Annotated in this window: 14 protein-coding genes; 12 read left to right on the plus strand and 2 right to left on the minus strand. The window is 48.9% G+C overall.

Annotation, left to right across the window (positions count from 1 at the left end; all coding sequences use genetic code 11):
- Nucleotides 1-211 precede the first annotated feature (211 nt).
- Nucleotides 212-1,135 (plus strand): cysteine synthase A, encoded by a 924-nt coding sequence (gene cysK / locus FKV70_RS00520; RefSeq protein WP_142611480.1) that lies wholly within the window; start codon nucleotides 212-214, stop codon nucleotides 1,133-1,135.
- Nucleotides 1,136-1,268: 133 nt separating this feature from the next.
- Nucleotides 1,269-2,246 carry an aldo/keto reductase gene (locus FKV70_RS00525; protein ID WP_142611481.1) on the plus strand — a complete coding sequence of 326 codons (978 nt, stop codon included), beginning with the start codon at nucleotides 1,269-1,271 and terminating at the stop codon, nucleotides 2,244-2,246.
- Between the two features lie 155 nt (nucleotides 2,247-2,401).
- Here the strand turns inward: FKV70_RS00525 and FKV70_RS00530 are convergent, their stop codons facing one another.
- Nucleotides 2,402-3,202, minus strand: a complete 801-nt coding sequence (locus tag FKV70_RS00530; protein WP_063210937.1) for a WYL domain-containing protein — start codon at nucleotides 3,200-3,202, stop codon at nucleotides 2,402-2,404.
- Entirely contained in the window at nucleotides 3,177-4,502 is a 1,326-nt protein-coding gene (locus FKV70_RS00535; protein ID WP_142611482.1) for a helix-turn-helix transcriptional regulator, read from the minus strand. The genes FKV70_RS00530 and FKV70_RS00535 overlap by 26 nt, the downstream gene beginning before the upstream one ends.
- Nucleotides 4,503-4,700: 198 nt before the next feature.
- Between FKV70_RS00535 and FKV70_RS00540 the strand changes: the two genes are divergently transcribed.
- From FKV70_RS00540 to FKV70_RS00585, 10 genes are all read left to right on the plus strand, one after another.
- Entirely contained in the window at nucleotides 4,701-6,269 is a 1,569-nt protein-coding gene (locus FKV70_RS00540; protein ID WP_142611483.1) for a limonene hydroxylase, read from the plus strand.
- A gap of 19 nt (nucleotides 6,270-6,288) precedes the next feature.
- A complete protein-coding gene (locus FKV70_RS00545) occupies nucleotides 6,289-7,107 on the plus strand; it encodes a nucleotidyltransferase domain-containing protein (RefSeq protein WP_142611484.1) in 819 nt (272 codons plus the stop codon).
- 21 nt (nucleotides 7,108-7,128) lie between these two features.
- Nucleotides 7,129-8,568, plus strand: coding sequence for a 3' terminal RNA ribose 2'-O-methyltransferase Hen1 (locus FKV70_RS00550; RefSeq protein WP_142611485.1), 1,440 nt, complete (start codon nucleotides 7,129-7,131; stop codon nucleotides 8,566-8,568).
- On the plus strand, nucleotides 8,565-11,174 hold the full coding sequence (locus tag FKV70_RS00555) for a polynucleotide kinase-phosphatase (protein ID WP_142611486.1): 2,610 nt from the start codon (nucleotides 8,565-8,567) through the stop codon (nucleotides 11,172-11,174). Before FKV70_RS00550 ends, FKV70_RS00555 begins: the two co-directional genes overlap by 4 nt.
- 20 nt (nucleotides 11,175-11,194) lie before the next feature.
- Nucleotides 11,195-11,992 carry a TatD family hydrolase gene (locus tag FKV70_RS00560; protein ID WP_063210925.1) on the plus strand — a complete coding sequence of 266 codons (798 nt, stop codon included), beginning with the start codon at nucleotides 11,195-11,197 and terminating at the stop codon, nucleotides 11,990-11,992.
- A 457-nt stretch (nucleotides 11,993-12,449) separates the two neighbouring features.
- The gene (locus tag FKV70_RS00565) at nucleotides 12,450-13,046 is read left to right on the plus strand and encodes an ECF transporter S component (RefSeq protein ID WP_063210983.1); all 597 of its coding nucleotides are present in this window, start codon (nucleotides 12,450-12,452) and stop codon (nucleotides 13,044-13,046) included.
- On the plus strand, nucleotides 13,046-14,530 hold the full coding sequence (locus FKV70_RS00570; protein WP_142611487.1) for an ABC transporter ATP-binding protein: 1,485 nt from the start codon (nucleotides 13,046-13,048) through the stop codon (nucleotides 14,528-14,530). Before FKV70_RS00565 ends, FKV70_RS00570 begins: the two co-directional genes overlap by 1 nt.
- Entirely contained in the window at nucleotides 14,505-15,296 is a 792-nt protein-coding gene (locus FKV70_RS00575; protein WP_142611488.1) for an energy-coupling factor transporter transmembrane component T family protein, read from the plus strand. The genes FKV70_RS00570 and FKV70_RS00575 overlap by 26 nt, the downstream gene beginning before the upstream one ends.
- 138 nt (nucleotides 15,297-15,434) lie before the next feature.
- Nucleotides 15,435-16,160 (plus strand): methionine ABC transporter ATP-binding protein, encoded by a 726-nt coding sequence (locus FKV70_RS00580; protein WP_063210919.1) that lies wholly within the window; start codon nucleotides 15,435-15,437, stop codon nucleotides 16,158-16,160.
- Nucleotides 16,153-16,824, plus strand: a complete 672-nt coding sequence (locus FKV70_RS00585; protein ID WP_142611489.1) for a methionine ABC transporter permease — start codon at nucleotides 16,153-16,155, stop codon at nucleotides 16,822-16,824. The genes FKV70_RS00580 and FKV70_RS00585 overlap by 8 nt, the downstream gene beginning before the upstream one ends.
- Nucleotides 16,825-16,972: the final 148 nt, after the last annotated feature.

Raw genomic sequence — 16,972 nt, forward strand, 5'->3', positions numbered from 1 at the left:
TCTTGTATCCTCCTGAAAAAATAGTAATGCGAGTATATCATTCCAGACGATATCTGGCGACCCATTTTGCAAGAATTTTACATACTAAGCTGATAAGGTTTGTATAATTTACAATAGAGGCAGGCTGAAAGGAGCCCATTCTGTTATTTTGGTAGTATGATATGGAGACAGGAAATGATGTTGTAAGGAATGAACCAGGGAGGATATAACGATGACACTTAAAGTGGTACATAGTATTACGGATTTAATTGGAGATACGCCTTGTGTGCGGCTGCAACGGCTCACAGGACCGCAGGATGCGGAAGTCTATGTGAAGCTGGAGTATTTTAATCCAAGCGGCAGTGTCAAAGATCGGGCAGCGGGCAATTTGATTGCCGAGGCGGAAAAGGCGGGACATCTCAAGTCGGGAGGCACCATTATTGAGCCGACCAGTGGGAACACAGGGATTGGTCTTGCGATGAATGCGGCAGCCCGAGGTTACCGTGCGATTTTGGTCATGCCTTCGAATATGACGAAGGAACGGATCAATATTTTAAAAGCCTATGGGGCTGAGGTCGTACTGACACCAGCCGAAGAACGGATGCCAGGTGCGATTCGTAAAGCTCTCGAACTGGGGGCAGAAATTGAAGGGAGCTTTATCCCGCATCAATTTGAAAATGAAGCCAATCCCGATATCCACCGTACAACCACGGCGCTTGAAATTTTGGAGCAGACGGAAGGGAAGCTGGATGTATTCGTCGCTTCTTCGGGAACGGGCGGGACCATCACGGGAACAGGTGAAGTACTGCGCCAGCACTTGCCGGATTTGCGGATTGTTGTGGTCGAGCCTAAGGGCTCGTCCGTACTGTCCGGGGGCAAACCCGGTCCGCATAAGCTGGTGGGAACGAGTCCGGGTTTTGTACCCACCGTGCTGAATACGGAGGTTTATGATGAAATCATACAGGTTTCCGATGAGGATGCGATTGCGATGACACGGGCGATTGCTGCTCAGGAGGGGATTCTCGTCGGGCCCTCCAGCGGGGCTACAATATGGACGGCCATTCAGGAAGCCCGGCGTTTGGGAGCAGGCAAACGGGTACTCTGTATTGCCCCGGATACCGGAGAACGTTATCTGAGCATGGGGATTTTCGGATAAAAAGACGCGGAATGGGGCCAAAGGGATACACGAACGTAAGTAAGTGGTAAAATAGGTGTGTGATAGCGATTTCACAAACTATTCAAAATGTTGATAAAGCAAGGAAAACGTTGAGGGTTGAAGGAGGAGCAGCATGAAGATTATGCCTTTACAGAAACGCGGAATCTCCGATAGTCGGCTGGTACTCGGTTGCATGCCTTTTGGTGGAGAATGGAGCCATGCACCGTTTACGCAGGAGCATGTCCTTGAAGCGGAGAGAGCTGTAGAAGCTGCACAATCCATCGGGATTACGATGTTTGATCATGCGGATATCTATCGTATGGGGAAAGCGGAGGAAATTTTCGGCCGGATTCTAAAGGGACAGCCGGGTTTGCGTGAACAAATCGTAATTCAGTCCAAATGCGGCATTTTTCTGCCGGATGGTACGCTCCCTGGCCGTTTTGATTTCTCATACGCTCATATCATGGAGTCCGTGGATGGAATTCTGAAGCGTCTAGGTACAGAATATTTGGACATCCTGCTGCTGCACCGTCCCGATCCGCTGGTAGAGCCGGAGGAAGTAGCGAAGGCGTTCAGCGAGCTTAAGGCAGCCGGCAAAGTACGACATTTTGGCGTTTCCAATATGAATGTAAGCCAAATTCGTTTTCTGGAGCGGAGCCTCACGGAGCCGCTGATTGTTAATCAGCTGGAGATGAGCCTGGCACATCTGCATTTTGTAGATCAGACCGTACATGTGAACCAGCAGGCGGGGACGAATGTTCATTTTGGCGAAGGATTGCTGGAATATTGCCAAACCGAGGATATTCAGCTCCAGGCTTGGGGACCGCTGGCGCAGGGGCGTTTTAGCGGAGGTTCGCTGGATGGGAAGCCTGAGCATATTCGTAAGACGGCAGAACTAGTACAGAAGCTGGCTTCTAAAAAAGGAACGACACGCGAAGCGATCGTTTTGGGCTGGCTGATGAAGCATCCGGCACGGATTCAGCCTGTCATTGGCAGCGCCAATCCTGAACGAATCCAAGCATGTCAGGATGCAGAACGCCAAAGCGAGCTGATGACTCGTGAAGAATGGTACCAATTGTATGTCAGTGCACGCGGACAAGCCTTGCCATAACCGGTATTACGGACTAGCTAGTTACAGCAGACGTATGCGGGTGTAAGGGTATGACCTCGTTTTATACGAACTGTATTCTAATAGGCCCTTCTTTCGTCTCATTAGCAGACGGCGGGAGGGCCTTTATGTGGATACATCTTATATTTCTTCGGCAGTTATTCCTCTTCATACCGGGCGAGGGCCTTGGCTGTTGTTTCCTTCATTCGCGAAATTAAGCGAGAGCCTTGAACGACCTTGACACGTTTGCCAAGGAAGCGGATTTTGGATAACACATATTCACATTCGTCTGCCTGGAAAGTGAGCGTAATACGATAGGTATCTGCTTCCTGATCATATTCAACCTCCTTTTCAAAACAGGAAAAAGCATATAAAATACGAGACATTTCACCGTTGTATACAGGAATAATTTCGATGATGCCCTGTTCTTTGCGCGACTCCAGTATACCGAGTATACGTTGGGTAAACTTCTCGGCTTCTTCAGGTAGAATCTCTTCCTCCGTAACGGTTACGATATTGGACAGTTTTGTGGACATAAATGCGCGGTGTCGGCGATTATACCAGAGTAGACTCCATTCTTTTTTGACCATGGAAAACTCCAGCTTATAGGGGAATCCGCACATTCGCTCATGCAGGCGACCGTTGCGCAGTTTATAGGTCATACAAATGCCAGAACGGGTTCGCAGAATGGAACGCAATTCACGCAGGAGTGGATGATAAACCGAAGCAGTAGGAACCCCTGCCTTTTCGCGTAGGCTGCCATCGGCCTCCAGAGGTTCGTCGTCTGCAAGTAATTGCCGAAGCTTATCAAGTGTAGACGGGGTAAAAGCCTCTGTTGCTGCCGAGTCTGCAAGCATAGACTTAAGCCAGACTCTTTCCTGCGAGGTGGTAGCAAAAGCACCCGATTCATCCAGCCGTGAGACGATCTGATAGTTAAATATTTTCTCGAACAGGCTCATAATAGGCTTGCAGCTCCTTCCATTCCTGTCTGAATTCCTTACGCAGCCGCTGGGGCTCCAATACCTCACAACTTGATCCGAAGCTGCGAATCCACGGTTTAATCTCAGTGATTCCATTCACTGTGATTTCATAGATAAAGGATTCACTTTCTTCCTCCGTAATCGTACCCCATTGTCCCTGTGACAGCACACGTTCCCGAATAAAGTTGCGCTTCGCCCCTTCGGGATTAAAAAAACGTACCCGCACCTTCACGGGACGACCCGTATCAACAAGCCAGCTATACCGCATTTTTTCTTCCAACACGGCTAACAGGTCGGCATAAAGCTGCTCTGGAACAGGCTTGCCCTCCACCAATTGGGTCATACCCTCCATCCGAAACTTCATGATTCCTTTGCCGCCCACATGACCAAGCACATACCAACGTCCATATTGATGATCATAGATGACTTGCAGGGGCAGAATGGTATGTTCACAGCCTTCAGTCTCTTTTTCAAAGAGTGGGTTTGTGTTCTGTGACCCGTACATGCTTCGTTTGGATGCCGAAAAATATAAAAAAGTTACACAGCGGCGTTGCCGAATGGCATGCAGCAGTGGATGAATATGGGCTTCGTCCAGAATGCGCGAATAATAATGGTATTTATATAAAAAAGGCTCTGCTATCTCCCGATCTCCGAGCTGACGGCGCATGGCTTTTTTAAGATGATCTCGTAACAGATATCCCTGCACAGAGGGGAGCTGGGTGTTGGCCATAATGTCCACAAAATCATATAGATCCAGTAATTCCTCGTCCGTCAGTTCTGTCACCAGATCGTTGCGGACAGCATAGCGATAGGGCCTGCCGCCAGGCTCCTTACGAACCACGCCGACTTCGACCAGATATTTCAGATCAGAACGAATTGTTTTCTCATCTGGCAGTGAACTGTCGGAAGGCAGACCATTGCAGCAAGCATCCAACAGTTCCATGGTAGTCATAGACTGTGACTGTAGCGCTGTCAGCAGAAGGGATAAGCGGACACTTTCTGATTCCTTGAGCGATTTGGCCCGAAACAGGAATAACAGCAATGGATCAGCGGATTCGTAATAATTAAAGCGCAGCATCTCATTAAAATCATGTCCCTGTTCCGCAGGCAGCTGCTGTTGTACGGATTGGACGATTTCCTTGAGGCGCCGGATCGTTTTATCAAAGGTATGTACCGAAATGCCAAGTCTGTCTGCAAATTGCTGTCGATTATAAGCGCCGCTTGTTAGTGTGAGCATACGCAGGAATTGAATTTCTTTATCAAAACTCTCTCTCGCCATGATGCATTCCCCGTTTCTGTAGCCGTTCTCCGAAAATAAGTATCCCTTTATTCTAACAGGGAAGGAAGGCAGGAAAAAGGTAATTTATTCATCTTTGTAATACTTTCGCCATGTTCATGACTTCCAAAATAAAGGATTATAAGGATATAAGGTAGCACGTTAAGTAAAGAGCAATACATAACAGAAGGGTGATGCAACATGTTTGGACGATTCAAAAATGAAGTGTTATATCCATGGGTAGGTAAGCTATCGATTTATGAAACGATTAAGCAGGGATTGGACTCTCAGGGCAGGCTTGTGGATGATCAATTGCCAGATGATGAAGAATACTGGGCAGGTCACACGATGCGTTGGGTGGCAGGAGGGCTGGATGGAGCGTTTGGGCATCATGGCGCTGGCGGAGATGGAGAGGCTGAAAAAGTTAAGGATTTGGCGCAGTTGTTGTCCAGACAATGCCGTAAGCCAGGGATGAAGACAAGACGTGAGACGTATATACGCTTGATGGAGGAAAATGCGCTCAGCCTGATAGATCCGCTGCTAGATGCGGTGCGTGAGCATCCAGCAATTCAGCCGGATCGATTGTATGAGGAGGCGCGTTGGCTGGCTGAACACGGAGCACATCGCAATGTAGTGAAGTTCGGCATTGCATTGCTGGGATTGCTGGAGACAGAGCAGCACCACGAGCTTATTTTAACGCTAGCAAAACATGATGAATTCACGCTATATGCGGCTGTAGCTATCCGTAATATTTCGGAGCAGGCCAATGAGCAGTTATATAAGTTAGCCTCACAGGTACACGGTTGGGGACGGATTCACGTCGTGGAACGGCTGGAGCCTGCGCGACAGGAAATACGTGATTGGTTATTACGGGAAGGATTCCGCAACAATGTCATGTATGAGTATCTTGCGTATGAGTGCGCCCATAAAGGCGAGCTGCATACAGCCATCGCTGTACCGCACATTGATCAGGAACTGTTTGACGGAGCGGGCGATATTCTGTCAGCGTTGCTGGCAGCAGGTGGACCTGCGGAAAGTATAGATGATTATGAGCATGCCGCTATGGTTATAGGCAACTACCTTCGTCATGCTAAGACCATGTGTACGACTGTGAAGCATTTTACGATCATCATGGATATTGCAGATTTTCTGGGTGAAGAAGACGATTCATGGGAGGCACGTTATGAGTATGAATGGACGCCGGAATTGCGTAAACGTTATGCGTCGATTTGCCAGCAGATGATGGATGATCCGCAGTGGGTAAAGCGGGTAGAGCAGGAGCTGCTGCATGCAGATTCACCGCATCTCCACTGTGCCATTCGCGCAGCTCGAATGCTAGCGCTAGATGTATGGCCTGTGCTATTTGATCAATTAAGCAAAAAACCAGTCAAGTCTAATCTATACTTTGAACTCATCAAGACAGAGGATGAACAGCGGGCTCGTAAGCTGGTAGATTTTGCAGAAAAACACCTGCCTCTGGGAGAGATTGCTTCTGGTCCCGCTGATGTGCCAGGCTTTGGACCGGAGTATGAAGCGCATCAATGTCTAGGTGTGCTGCTTCAACTTTTGTCTTCTTACGAAGGAGTAGGACAAGAGCTAGTTGCTGCTGGGCTTTGGAGTCCGGTGATTTCTAATCGTCACGCAGCGCTTCATGTACTCAAGGCATGGCCTTCAGAGATGTGGGGAGTGAAAGCGACAGAGCACCTTCGTCGCTTATCTGTAGATGAAACGGAGGAGTCGATTAGAGAACAGATTCGGGAAATACTTTAATGACAAGGGAGGGAACAACATGAAAGATGTGAAGCATGGGCGGGATTTCATTCAACCGGAAATGCGGGAAATGATTTTGCGCGAGCTACGCGCATTGGAGCAGGCGGAACAGGTGCGCATTATATACGCCTGTGAATCAGGCAGTCGGGCATGGGGGTTTCCTTCACAGGATAGTGACTATGATGTACGATTTATCTATGTAAGACCGGTAGAATGGTATTTGTCCATTTTTGATAAGCGGGATGTGATTGAGCGGCCAATCAGCAATATGCTGGATATGAACGGCTGGGATTTGAAAAAGGCACTCCGTTTGTTTCGCAAATCCAATCCGCCTTTGCTGGAATGGCTGCAATCTCCGATTCCCTATCTGGAACAATATTCAGTGGCTGATCAGATCCGTGCGATCTCGCCCTTAACCTTCTCTCCGAAGTCCTGTATGTACCATTATCTGAACATGGCGCGGGGAAACTATCGGGATTATTTGCAAGGTGAACAGGTGAAGATCAAAAAGTATTTTTACGTGCTCCGCCCGCTGCTGGCCTGTGGCTGGATTGAACGATACAACAGCATGCCTCCGATGGAATTCGTAGAATTGATGGAGGAATTCATTCCGGCAGGTACCAAACTTTTTAAGGTAATCAGTCATTTACTGCAACGTAAAAAAGCGGGTGAGGAACTGGATATAGAGCCGCAGCTTTCGGTGGTGAATGATTTTATCGAGCAGCAGATTGCTTATTTTGAACATAAAGCGCCTTTGCTTCATCATCAGGAAAGTGGACGTGACCAGCAATTGGACGAGATGTTTCGCGCTGCGGTGAAGGAAGTATGGGAATCGTAAGCCGGGAAGGAGAAGAGAAGTATGCACATCACACTAAAAGCAACTGGCACAAATGCCGGGATGATTTCACATTTGCTCGCCAAGAACCCCCACAATACGTATGATCGCACGGAGAAAGGCGCACGTGTACGCATGGTGTACACCGTTTTTACCGAGGAAGAGGCGGAGATCGTCATTCAGGCTTCGCCAGATTCGATAGATTTGGTCAAAAACAGTCCGGACAGCTATGACATTACACAATATATTAATGACCGGGAGTTTGTAACCAGCAGCTTGTTCTGCACCTATATTCGTGGCGCGCTCGGCACGGCTTTGAATGGCAAACCCAAGGAAGACTATGCAGCATGGGTGACGCATCCTTTCGCGCTGGAGTTATCGTTTGGACCTGTTGCGTCGGATTTGCCCGATGCTGTGGTGGAGGGACTATTTGCACCGCTGGGCTATCAAGTGACCATAGAACGAGGGAAAGCGGATTATGCTTTTCAGCTAAAAAATCGAAGCACCGTCAGATATGTCACGCTAAGTGGCCAACAGACGGTGCAATATGCGCTACGTCAGTTATTGCTGTTGATTCCGGTGCTGGATAATTATAAACATTACTATATCAGTGAAGAAGAGTTGGACAAGCTGAAACGTTACGGTGAAGGCTGGCTGTCAGCGCATCCGCTGCGCGAGCTCATCATTCGACGCACGCTTCATTTTACCAATCTGATTGAGCAGTTTGAGCAATTGGAGGCTGCTGAAGCGACTACTGAAAAACAGGCGATCCAAGAACGAAATAATAGCCACGAACAGGTTCAGCAGCAAGAACAGTCCCTGGAGGCAGAGAAACAACAGCCTGCGGTACGGCTCAATGAGTTGCGGTATCAAGCCATTATGGATGTGATTCGCAAGCTGCCCCGAAGACAGAAAATCGTAGATTTTGGTTCAGGGGAAGGGAAGCTTTCGGCTCGCTTGGCCCGAATGAAGGGCATTGAAGAGATTTGGGCGGTGGAGCCGTCTGCATATGCACAGGTGAGGGCTATAGAACGTTTTGCCAAGCTGGAAAGGCATGCCGACGCAATCAGCCCTATCCCTATGACGGGCTCTCTCTTTTATTATGATGAACAATTGCGAGGAAAAGATGTGATGATCCTGTGTGAAGTCATTGAGCACGTGGATGAGCATCGTCTGAACCGGGTGATGTATACGATTGTGACCGAATATCAGCCAGGTGTGCTGATCGTGACGACTCCCAATCGCGAATATAATGAAGTATATCGTATGGATCAGCAAGAGCTGCGACATAGCGATCACCGTTTTGAATGGAGCAGAAGCGAGTTTCGTGAACGATGCGAGCAATGGATTGAGGAAGCTCCTTATTCATTAGCGCTGGAAGGAATCGGAGAAGAGGTCGAAGGTTTTGGACAACCGACCCAAATGGCTGTATTTACGCGCAGAAAGGAGCTGAAGGAAGCATGAGCATCTCATCCGAACGAACGATTGAATTCCCCCACGCTGGACTGGTTGTGTTGGTGGGAGCCTCGAACAGCGGCAAAACCACTTTACTGGACAAGCTGGTGAGCGAAGGGGTCTTATTGAAAACGGAAGTGGTATCCTCAGATCATTTTCGCCAGCTGGTTGGAGATACAGAATTTATAGACTGGCGTGGACTTCCTAGGCTGGAATCGGACGTGCTGTTCTATGAGTATCAGCAGATGTCAGCCAAGGCCTTTGAAGCGATGGATACCATTCTGGCTATGCGCTGTCGTCTGAATAAGCTGACGGTTGTGGATGCCACCCATTTGTATGCTGAGGACCGTCAGAAATATGTACAGCTAGCAGCCAAGGCACACGTTCCTGTGATAGCCTTGGTGCTGGATGTACCCGAATCTGTGCTGCTGGAACGTGATTTAGGCAGGGAGCATCCGCGTGGCCGTCAGCGGGTCAAGCAGCAGGCGCAGCTGTTAAAGCGAAATCTGCGCGGTATCCGGCAGGAAGGCTTTAACGCTTGCTATATCCTGAAGGATGTAGAAAAAATAAACTTTGCCCGTGGTGCTCAACCGCTGTTTCATGATATAGGGACAGGCATTGATATCATTGGTGACATTCACGGGTGCTATCGTGAGATGCTGGAAGTGATAGAGCAGCTAGGATATATAGAAGATCCGGAAGGGTTATACCATCATCCAGACGGTAGAAGACTGGTATCCGTCGGGGATGTGATGAGCCGTGGTCCAGCATCGTTACAAGCGGTGCAGTTCTGGAAAAAGCACGTGGACGCCGGACTCGCCTACATGATTGACAGCAATCATGGCTGGAAAATCGGTCGTTATCTTGATGGGAGAAAGGTGACTCTCAATCATGGAGATGAACGATTTGCAGCGGAGCTGACCCAATATGAGCACCAAGCGGGCAAGGCAGCAGCGGAACAGCTTAGAAGCGAGCTGAGAGATTTTCTGCTGCATGCACCCTCTCATCTTATTTTCGGCAGAAATGGGTTGCGGCACGTGGTTGTAACTCATGCCGGGATTAAGGATCATTTTATCGGCAAACAGTCGGCACGTATTTCGGATTACTGTCGTTATGGAGATACGGAAGGTCAGGATGCGAATGGAAAGCCCATCCGCAAAGATTGGTTCGTGGAACATGAATCGGGAGAAATAGTAGTATGGGGACATGATCCGAGACCGCAGCCGACCCTTGTAAACCAGACGGTGAATATTGATCAGGGTGTGGTATTTGGCGGTATGCTGACCGCTTATCGTTATCCGGAAAAGGAATTTGTCAGCGTTCCAGCTCATGAGAATTATGCAAATGACCCGGATAGCCCACTTGTCCGGTGGCAGAAAAAACGGTTTTCCCCGCCGAATTTACGTAAGCTCATCGCTGGTTACAGTGTGCTGACAGAATCATATGGTGAAGTGCGCGTACAAGGAGAATCGGTCAAATCCGATATAGATGCCGTATCACATGTGACAGTACCGATGGAGGAACTGGTATACATTCCACCGACGATGAGCCCTGCTCCCACGGTTTCCGCAGAGGAAGGTTATCTGGAGCATCCGCGTGAGGCGCTGGCTTATTATCGCGGGCAAGGTGTACAAACGATGGTAGCGGAGAAAAAGCATATGGGTAGCCGGGCGATTTTGTTATTATTCAAAAACGAACAGGCTGCTGTTGAATATGTAGGCTATCCGACATTGGGCACGATCTACAGCCGAAGCGGACGACCTTTCTTTGGGCCAGACCTCGGGAAGCAGGTGCTGGAGAAGCTGAATGCGGATCTACAGACTGCCGGATATTTTGAGCGGAACCAGACAGATTTTGTGCTGCTGGATGCGGAAATTGTACCGTGGAATCTCAAGGCTCGGGAACTAATTGCTGCACAATATGCGCATGTGGGTGAAGCAGCTCTGCTGGATCGCAGTAAGCTGGTCGACAAGCTGAAGCAGGCGAAGGCTATAGGTCGGGAGGTTGAAGACTGGCTGGAGGAAATGAAACGGAAATATGCGAATGCGGTAACGTTTCAAGAGGCTTTTCAAAAATATTGCTGGGATGTAGACGGTCTGGATGAAATTCGTATTGCACCTTTCCATACGTTGGCACACAGCAGCCGGACTTTTTTTGACCAATCTCATATGTGGCATATGGAGCAAAACCGGGAGCTGGCAGGACTGTCCACTCTGTTTATGGAGACAGAGTATCGTGTCATCACGGATGAAGCAAGCGAGGAAGAGGTTATTCGCTGGTGGAGTGAGATGACAGAGGATGGTCATGAGGGTATTGTGATCAAGCCGGAACGCTTTTTGATGAAAAATCGCGACAAGATGATCCAATCTGCAATCAAGGTGAGAGGCCGGAAGTATTTGCACATCATTTACGGTATGGATTATCTGGCCCCTGAGAATTTAAAGCGTCTGAAGCAGCGTCGAACGAATAAAAAGGAGCGTCATGCCCTGATGGGAGGTGCGCTTGGGATGGAGGGCGTAGAACGTTTTGTCCGCAAGGATACGGTAGACCGTATTCATGAATGCGTCCTGGCCGCGCTATCTTTGGAGTCGGAGCCGATTGATCCGAGATTGTAGTTTACGAAGGAGGGATTGAGATGGATAGGGGTACACCGTTAATTGATATTGGTGTGAACTTGATGCACCGTTCGTTTCATGCAGATCGGGAACAGGTGGTAGAGAGAGCAGCGGCTGTAGGGATTACACCGTTGATTATTACTGGAACCAGTGTCCGCAGTAGCCGAGAGGCTGCTCAGTACGCAGCACGTTATCCTGGTCAACTGTATGCTACAGCTGGTGTGCATCCCCATGATGCCAAAAGTTGCAGCACAGATACGATTCAGCAGCTTCGCCAACTTGCGGCTCAGCCGCAGGTCGTATCCATAGGAGAATGCGGGTTGGACTATAACCGTGATTTTTCTCCGCGTGATGTACAGCGCCGATGGTTTGGAGAGCAGATTCAACTGGCGGGTGAACTGCATATGCCGTTATTTCTGCATGAACGAGATGCACATGAGGATTTTGTCGCTATGTTGCGAGAGCATCAGGGACTTGTTGATAAAGCGGTGGTGCATTGTTTTACCGGCACTGCACAGGAATTGCATACGTATGTGGAGATGGGACTGTATATCGGGATTACAGGCTGGATCTGTGATGAGCGGCGTGGCAAGCATCTGCGTGAGTTGGTGAGGGATATCCCGCTGGACCGGTTGATGATTGAAACAGATGCTCCATTTTTGACCCCGCGCAATCTGCCTGTGAAGCCCAAAGAAGGGCGTAATGAGCCGATGTATCTCGCTCATATTGCCGCAACAATTGCCGAGTGTACAGGTCGGAGCATGATGGAAATCGAGATTGCGACGACGGAAACAGCCAAACGTTTCTTCGGATTATAGGATTGTCAAAGCCATAGATGTGGTATATATTATAGTGAATTAAAAAGCATTGTCGGGAGCTTGAGATAGTCAGGCTGAGAGGGTGGCCCTTGCCGCCGACCGTGAAATCTGATCTGGGTAATGCCAGCGTAGAGAAACCTAGAACACGATACAAAAAGCAGGATTACCGCCTATTTGTGGCGGCTAGTCGATGAATTCGTTTCATATCCTATATCAAGCTAATGAGCTGCGGGTCTGTAAAAAATTGCAGACAGGCAAGGGCGTTTTGTTTTGCACCTGACTTTAGCTTGGTTTCAGTGCAGTAGGCCACTGTGCTATATGAGATATGTCGAGAACTGGTACTGTATGGTGATCATTTTATGACTGCGCATAAAGCTTGCCTGGAGATTCAGCTCCAGACAGGCTTTTTTTTATGGTCAGAAGGCCTATTTTAACGAAAAAGGGGAGCGTATCAACAATGAGTACGAATGTAAGAACGTCCAAAGGGCTGAAGCTGACTGATATTTTGGTCACGATTGTAATCTCCGTGGTGTTTGGACTGGTCTACAAAATATGGGGACCTGTCTATGATTTAATGAAACCATTCGGTCTGCATGCCGAGCAACTGATGTACGGTATGTGGTTTATGGCTGGCACGTTCGCTTATCTTATTATTCGCAAGCCTGGAGTTGCGATTCTGGCAGAAGTAGCGGCGGCAACCGTCAGTGCTTTTTTAGGAAGCGAATGGGGCATGTCCACCTTGTACTATGGTCTACTGCAAGGCTTGGGAGCGGAGCTGTTCTTTGCGATTTTTCTGTATCGAAATGCAAACTTAGGGGTCGCTTCGCTCGCTGCGGTAGGGGCGGCTGTCACTTCTTTGATTTTAGACTTCAGCTACGGGTACATTGATCAGCTATCGACCTGGAACTATGTTTTGTATATTGGATTTCGGATGATTGGCAGTATTGTGATTGCTGGGGTATTCGCTTACTATCTGGCTAAGGCGCTGGAGGTAACCGGCGTTACGCGAAGTTTGAGACCTGCAACGGAACAAGATTATAAGGGGCTAGATTGATGAGCCCGGCAAACGAAGATGTGGCGGCTTCGATCACCCGTCTTCGGTTGAAATTTCCCGGTGAGCAAGAGCTGCTTTTTCACAATATGTCTTTAACTGTCCACAAAGGGGAAAAGCTGCTGCTGCTAGGGCCGAGCGGCTGTGGAAAATCAACGCTGCTTCAGGTGCTGAGTGGTCTGATTCCACGCACGATAGAAGTGCCTATGAAATGCGATGCTGCCGTGATCCCGAGTCTCTCTGGTATTGTATTTCAAGATCCCGATACGCAGTTTTGTATGTCGTATGTAGACGAGGAACTGGCTTTTGTGTTGGAAAACAAACAGATTCCAAGGGAGCAGATGCCATCCCGTATTCGTGAGCTGCTAATGCAGGTGGGTCTACCGACGGATGATATACATATGCCGATCGCCAGCATGTCACAGGGAATGAAACAGCGGTTGGCGATTGCATCTGTGCTAGCTATGGAGCCGGAAGTGCTTTTTCTGGATGAGCCGACGGCTTTGTTGGACGAGGAGGGCACGACACAGGTGTGGGATACCATTCGCAACATTTCGGCAGACCAAACATTGGTGATCGTAGAGCATAAAATTAATGAAATTGTCCATGATGTGGATCGGATTGTGGTGCTTTCAGCTCATGGGGAAATCATTGCGGATGGAAGCGCGGAAGAAGTATTTCATACGCATCGGCAGGCATTGTCCGAGTACGGCGTGTGGTATCCGGGAGTTTGGGATGAATCGTCTTCACCACGCTGGAATGAATCTATGATTCAGCAGAAGGGTGTGTTGCTTGCGGATTGTCCATCTACCTTAACACGTACAACGAATTTGCTAGAGCTGGAACATTTTAGCGGACTTCGGGGTGTAAGCTCAGTCATATATGTGGAGCAAGCGCTGGCGCAGCCTGGTGATTGGATTGGCGTGGTCGGTGAAAACGGGGCTGGCAAAAGCTCGCTGCTACTCTCTATGATGCGTTTACTCCGTACACAGGGGCGTTACTGTGTGGATGGAATTGAGGCAGGCGGCACGGAACAACTGGCAGAGCGCATTGGGTTTGCGTTTCAAAATCCTGAGCTGCAATTTGTAGCAAACACCGTACGAAGGGAACTGGAGTATTCGTTACCGAAGGGCTTGTTTACCGCTGAACAGCGTGGACAACGGGTAAATCGAATGCTCGTACAGTTCGGACTGGAGCGGCTGGATGAGCGTCATCCGTATCAGCTTTCGTTGGGTCAAAAAAGACGGTTGAGTATTGCTACGGCAATGATCCGGGAGCCCGAAGTGCTGCTGCTGGACGAACCGACCTTTGGGCAGGATGCGCGCAATACCTTTGTCATGCTGGATATGTTGGAGCAGCTGAGAGCGGCAGGCACGGCCATCGTGATGGTTACGCATGACCCGGAGATTGTCCGTCGGTATTGTACCGATATATGGCGGATTCAGAAAGGGGAACTACAGTATGAACCTGTCCTTTCCCCATCATGAAACTTGGCTGCATCGTGTGAATCCTGGCTTAAAGCTCGTGATGTTTTCCATGCTGTTTGTGGTCGTTATCGTTATCCATGATCCGAACGTTATGTTTAATGTTGCGTGTGCTATGCTGCTATTGCTTGTCTGGTCAGGACACCCATGGAAGCGACTGCTGCTGTACGGATCTCCCTTTATATTGGTGTTTATTTCAACCTCAACAGGCATGATGATGTTCGGCAAAGGAGTAACGACATGGTGGACATGGGGTCTAATCCACATTACACAGGAAAGTTTTTATCGAGGCATGCATCTGGGCTTTCGTGCATTGAGTATGGCCGCGGTAGGGTTGCTGTTTGGTCTAACAACTCGTCCGGTTAACCTTTTTTATTCACTGATGCAGCAATGGAAGCTCCCGCCCAAGTATGCATACAGCTTTTTGGCAGCTATGCGGTTGGTGCCGATGATGGTGGAGGAATTTCAGGCATTGAGACACGCCCACCGCATTCGAGGTTTGCATCAGCATGTGTCCAAATGGAATATGTATGCTACGCTCCGCAGGTACGCAATTCCGCTGCTTGCTCAAAGTATCCGGCGTGCGCAGCGCATTGCTATCGCCATGGAAGCTAAGGGGTTTGCTAACGAAACGAAGCGCACGTATTATTATGCGATCGGTTATTCGACTGTAGATATCATATTTATTTTATATTTTGTGGTGATGCTGCTGCTGGCTTGGGGAATGGGTACCTCCTTTCCTTATATAGGCGTATCGGATGTACGTTAATTGTTACCAAAAGGCTTTGCCCGTTTTCTGCTCTGTGGTATATTAATGCAATGGGAATTGACGGCTCGACAGACCCGCCTGGGCTGCCGGGCTTATTACATTTTCCCGCAGTAATGGATCATCAGGAGGCCAAGTTTCATGATTAAGCTGCATCAGGTAAACAAGCATTATACCACCTCAAGCGGCCTATTTCATGCGGTTCAATCCGTGTCTCTTCAAGTGGAGGAAGGGGAAATTCACGGTATCATAGGTGCCAGCGGTGCCGGCAAGTCTACGTTGCTCCGGTTGATGAATGTATTGGAAAGGCCGGATGAGGGAAATGTGGTTGTGAACGGGGAAGATCTGACTCGCATGCCGGAAAAACGTCTCCGTGAGGCGCGCCGATCCATAGGGATGATTTTTCAGCATTATCATCTTGTTCACAATCGGTCGGTAAGTGGAAATGTAGCAATGCCGTTGGAGCTGGCAGGTGTCGCGAAAAAAGAGCGAGTGGAACGCGTGCGCGAATGCCTGCAATTCGTCGGTTTAGCGGATAAGGCAGAACAGTATCCGGCACAGCTAAGTGGAGGCCAAAAGCAACGTGTGGCGATTGCCAGAGCTTTGGCGAATCGTCCTGCGGTGCTGCTTTGTGATGAGCCGACCTCAGCGCTTGACCCGCAGACGACCGCGGATATTCTAGGTGTGCTAAGGGAGATTAACCGTGAACTGGGAGTTACGATTGTAATCGTCACACACGATATGGACGTGGTTCGCAATATTTGTACCCGTGTATCCGAAATGCGGGACGGGCATTTGCTTTCAACGAAACATGTAGCTGCCCCTATGGTAGGTTCAACAGTGGAAGCAGGTGATGCTGATGAATGACATGTTAAGCATTATTGCACAGTATCAGTCAGAGATATGGAAGGCCATCGGAGAGACATTTATTATGGTGGGAATTTCGATCGCAGCAGCTGTACTGTTAGGGCTTCCGGCAGGAACGATTTTATATTTGTGTGGTAAAGGACAAAAGTATGAAAATCGACTGATTTTCACCATACTGAACAGTCTGGTCAACGTTATCCGCTCGTTTCCATTCTTGCTGCTCGTCGTGTTTATGATCCCATTTACACGTCTGGTGGTGGGCACGGCACTGGGCACGATGGCTGCTACCGTTCCCTTGTCCGTGGTGGCCATTGCCTATTATTCGAGGCTGGTGGAGCAATCACTACTTGAGGTGCCCAAGGGTGTGATTGAAGCCGCTACGTCTATGGGAGCATCCACCCTCCAGCTTATTTTTAAATTTCTATACGTGGAAGCCCGTTCCGGGCTGGTATTAGGCCTGACCACATCCACCATTAGCTTCATCTCCTACTCCACAGTGATGGGGATTGTGGGCGGCGGCGGGGTAGGCGATTTTGCTATTCGCTACGGTTACCAGCGGTTTGAAACAGGCTTGATGGCGTTCACCATCGTCGTCATGATTATTTTCGTACAAACGATCCAGTTCACCGGAAGCACCATCTCCCGCCGGATCGACAAGCGGTAAATGGTAGGTTGTATGGCAATTCACTTACACAACTCACTATGGGAAATAAAATGACTTTACAGTATCTCAAAAGCGGAGAGAAGGATTTGAATCTGGAGAAGCGTTAGCGTTCGCCTTTGAAATGGGATTCTAACCTATAAATTACTTT

The sequence above is a fragment of the Paenibacillus ottowii genome (assembly GCF_006874425.1).
GTDB classification, from domain to species: domain Bacteria; phylum Bacillota; class Bacilli; order Paenibacillales; family Paenibacillaceae; genus Paenibacillus; species Paenibacillus ottowii.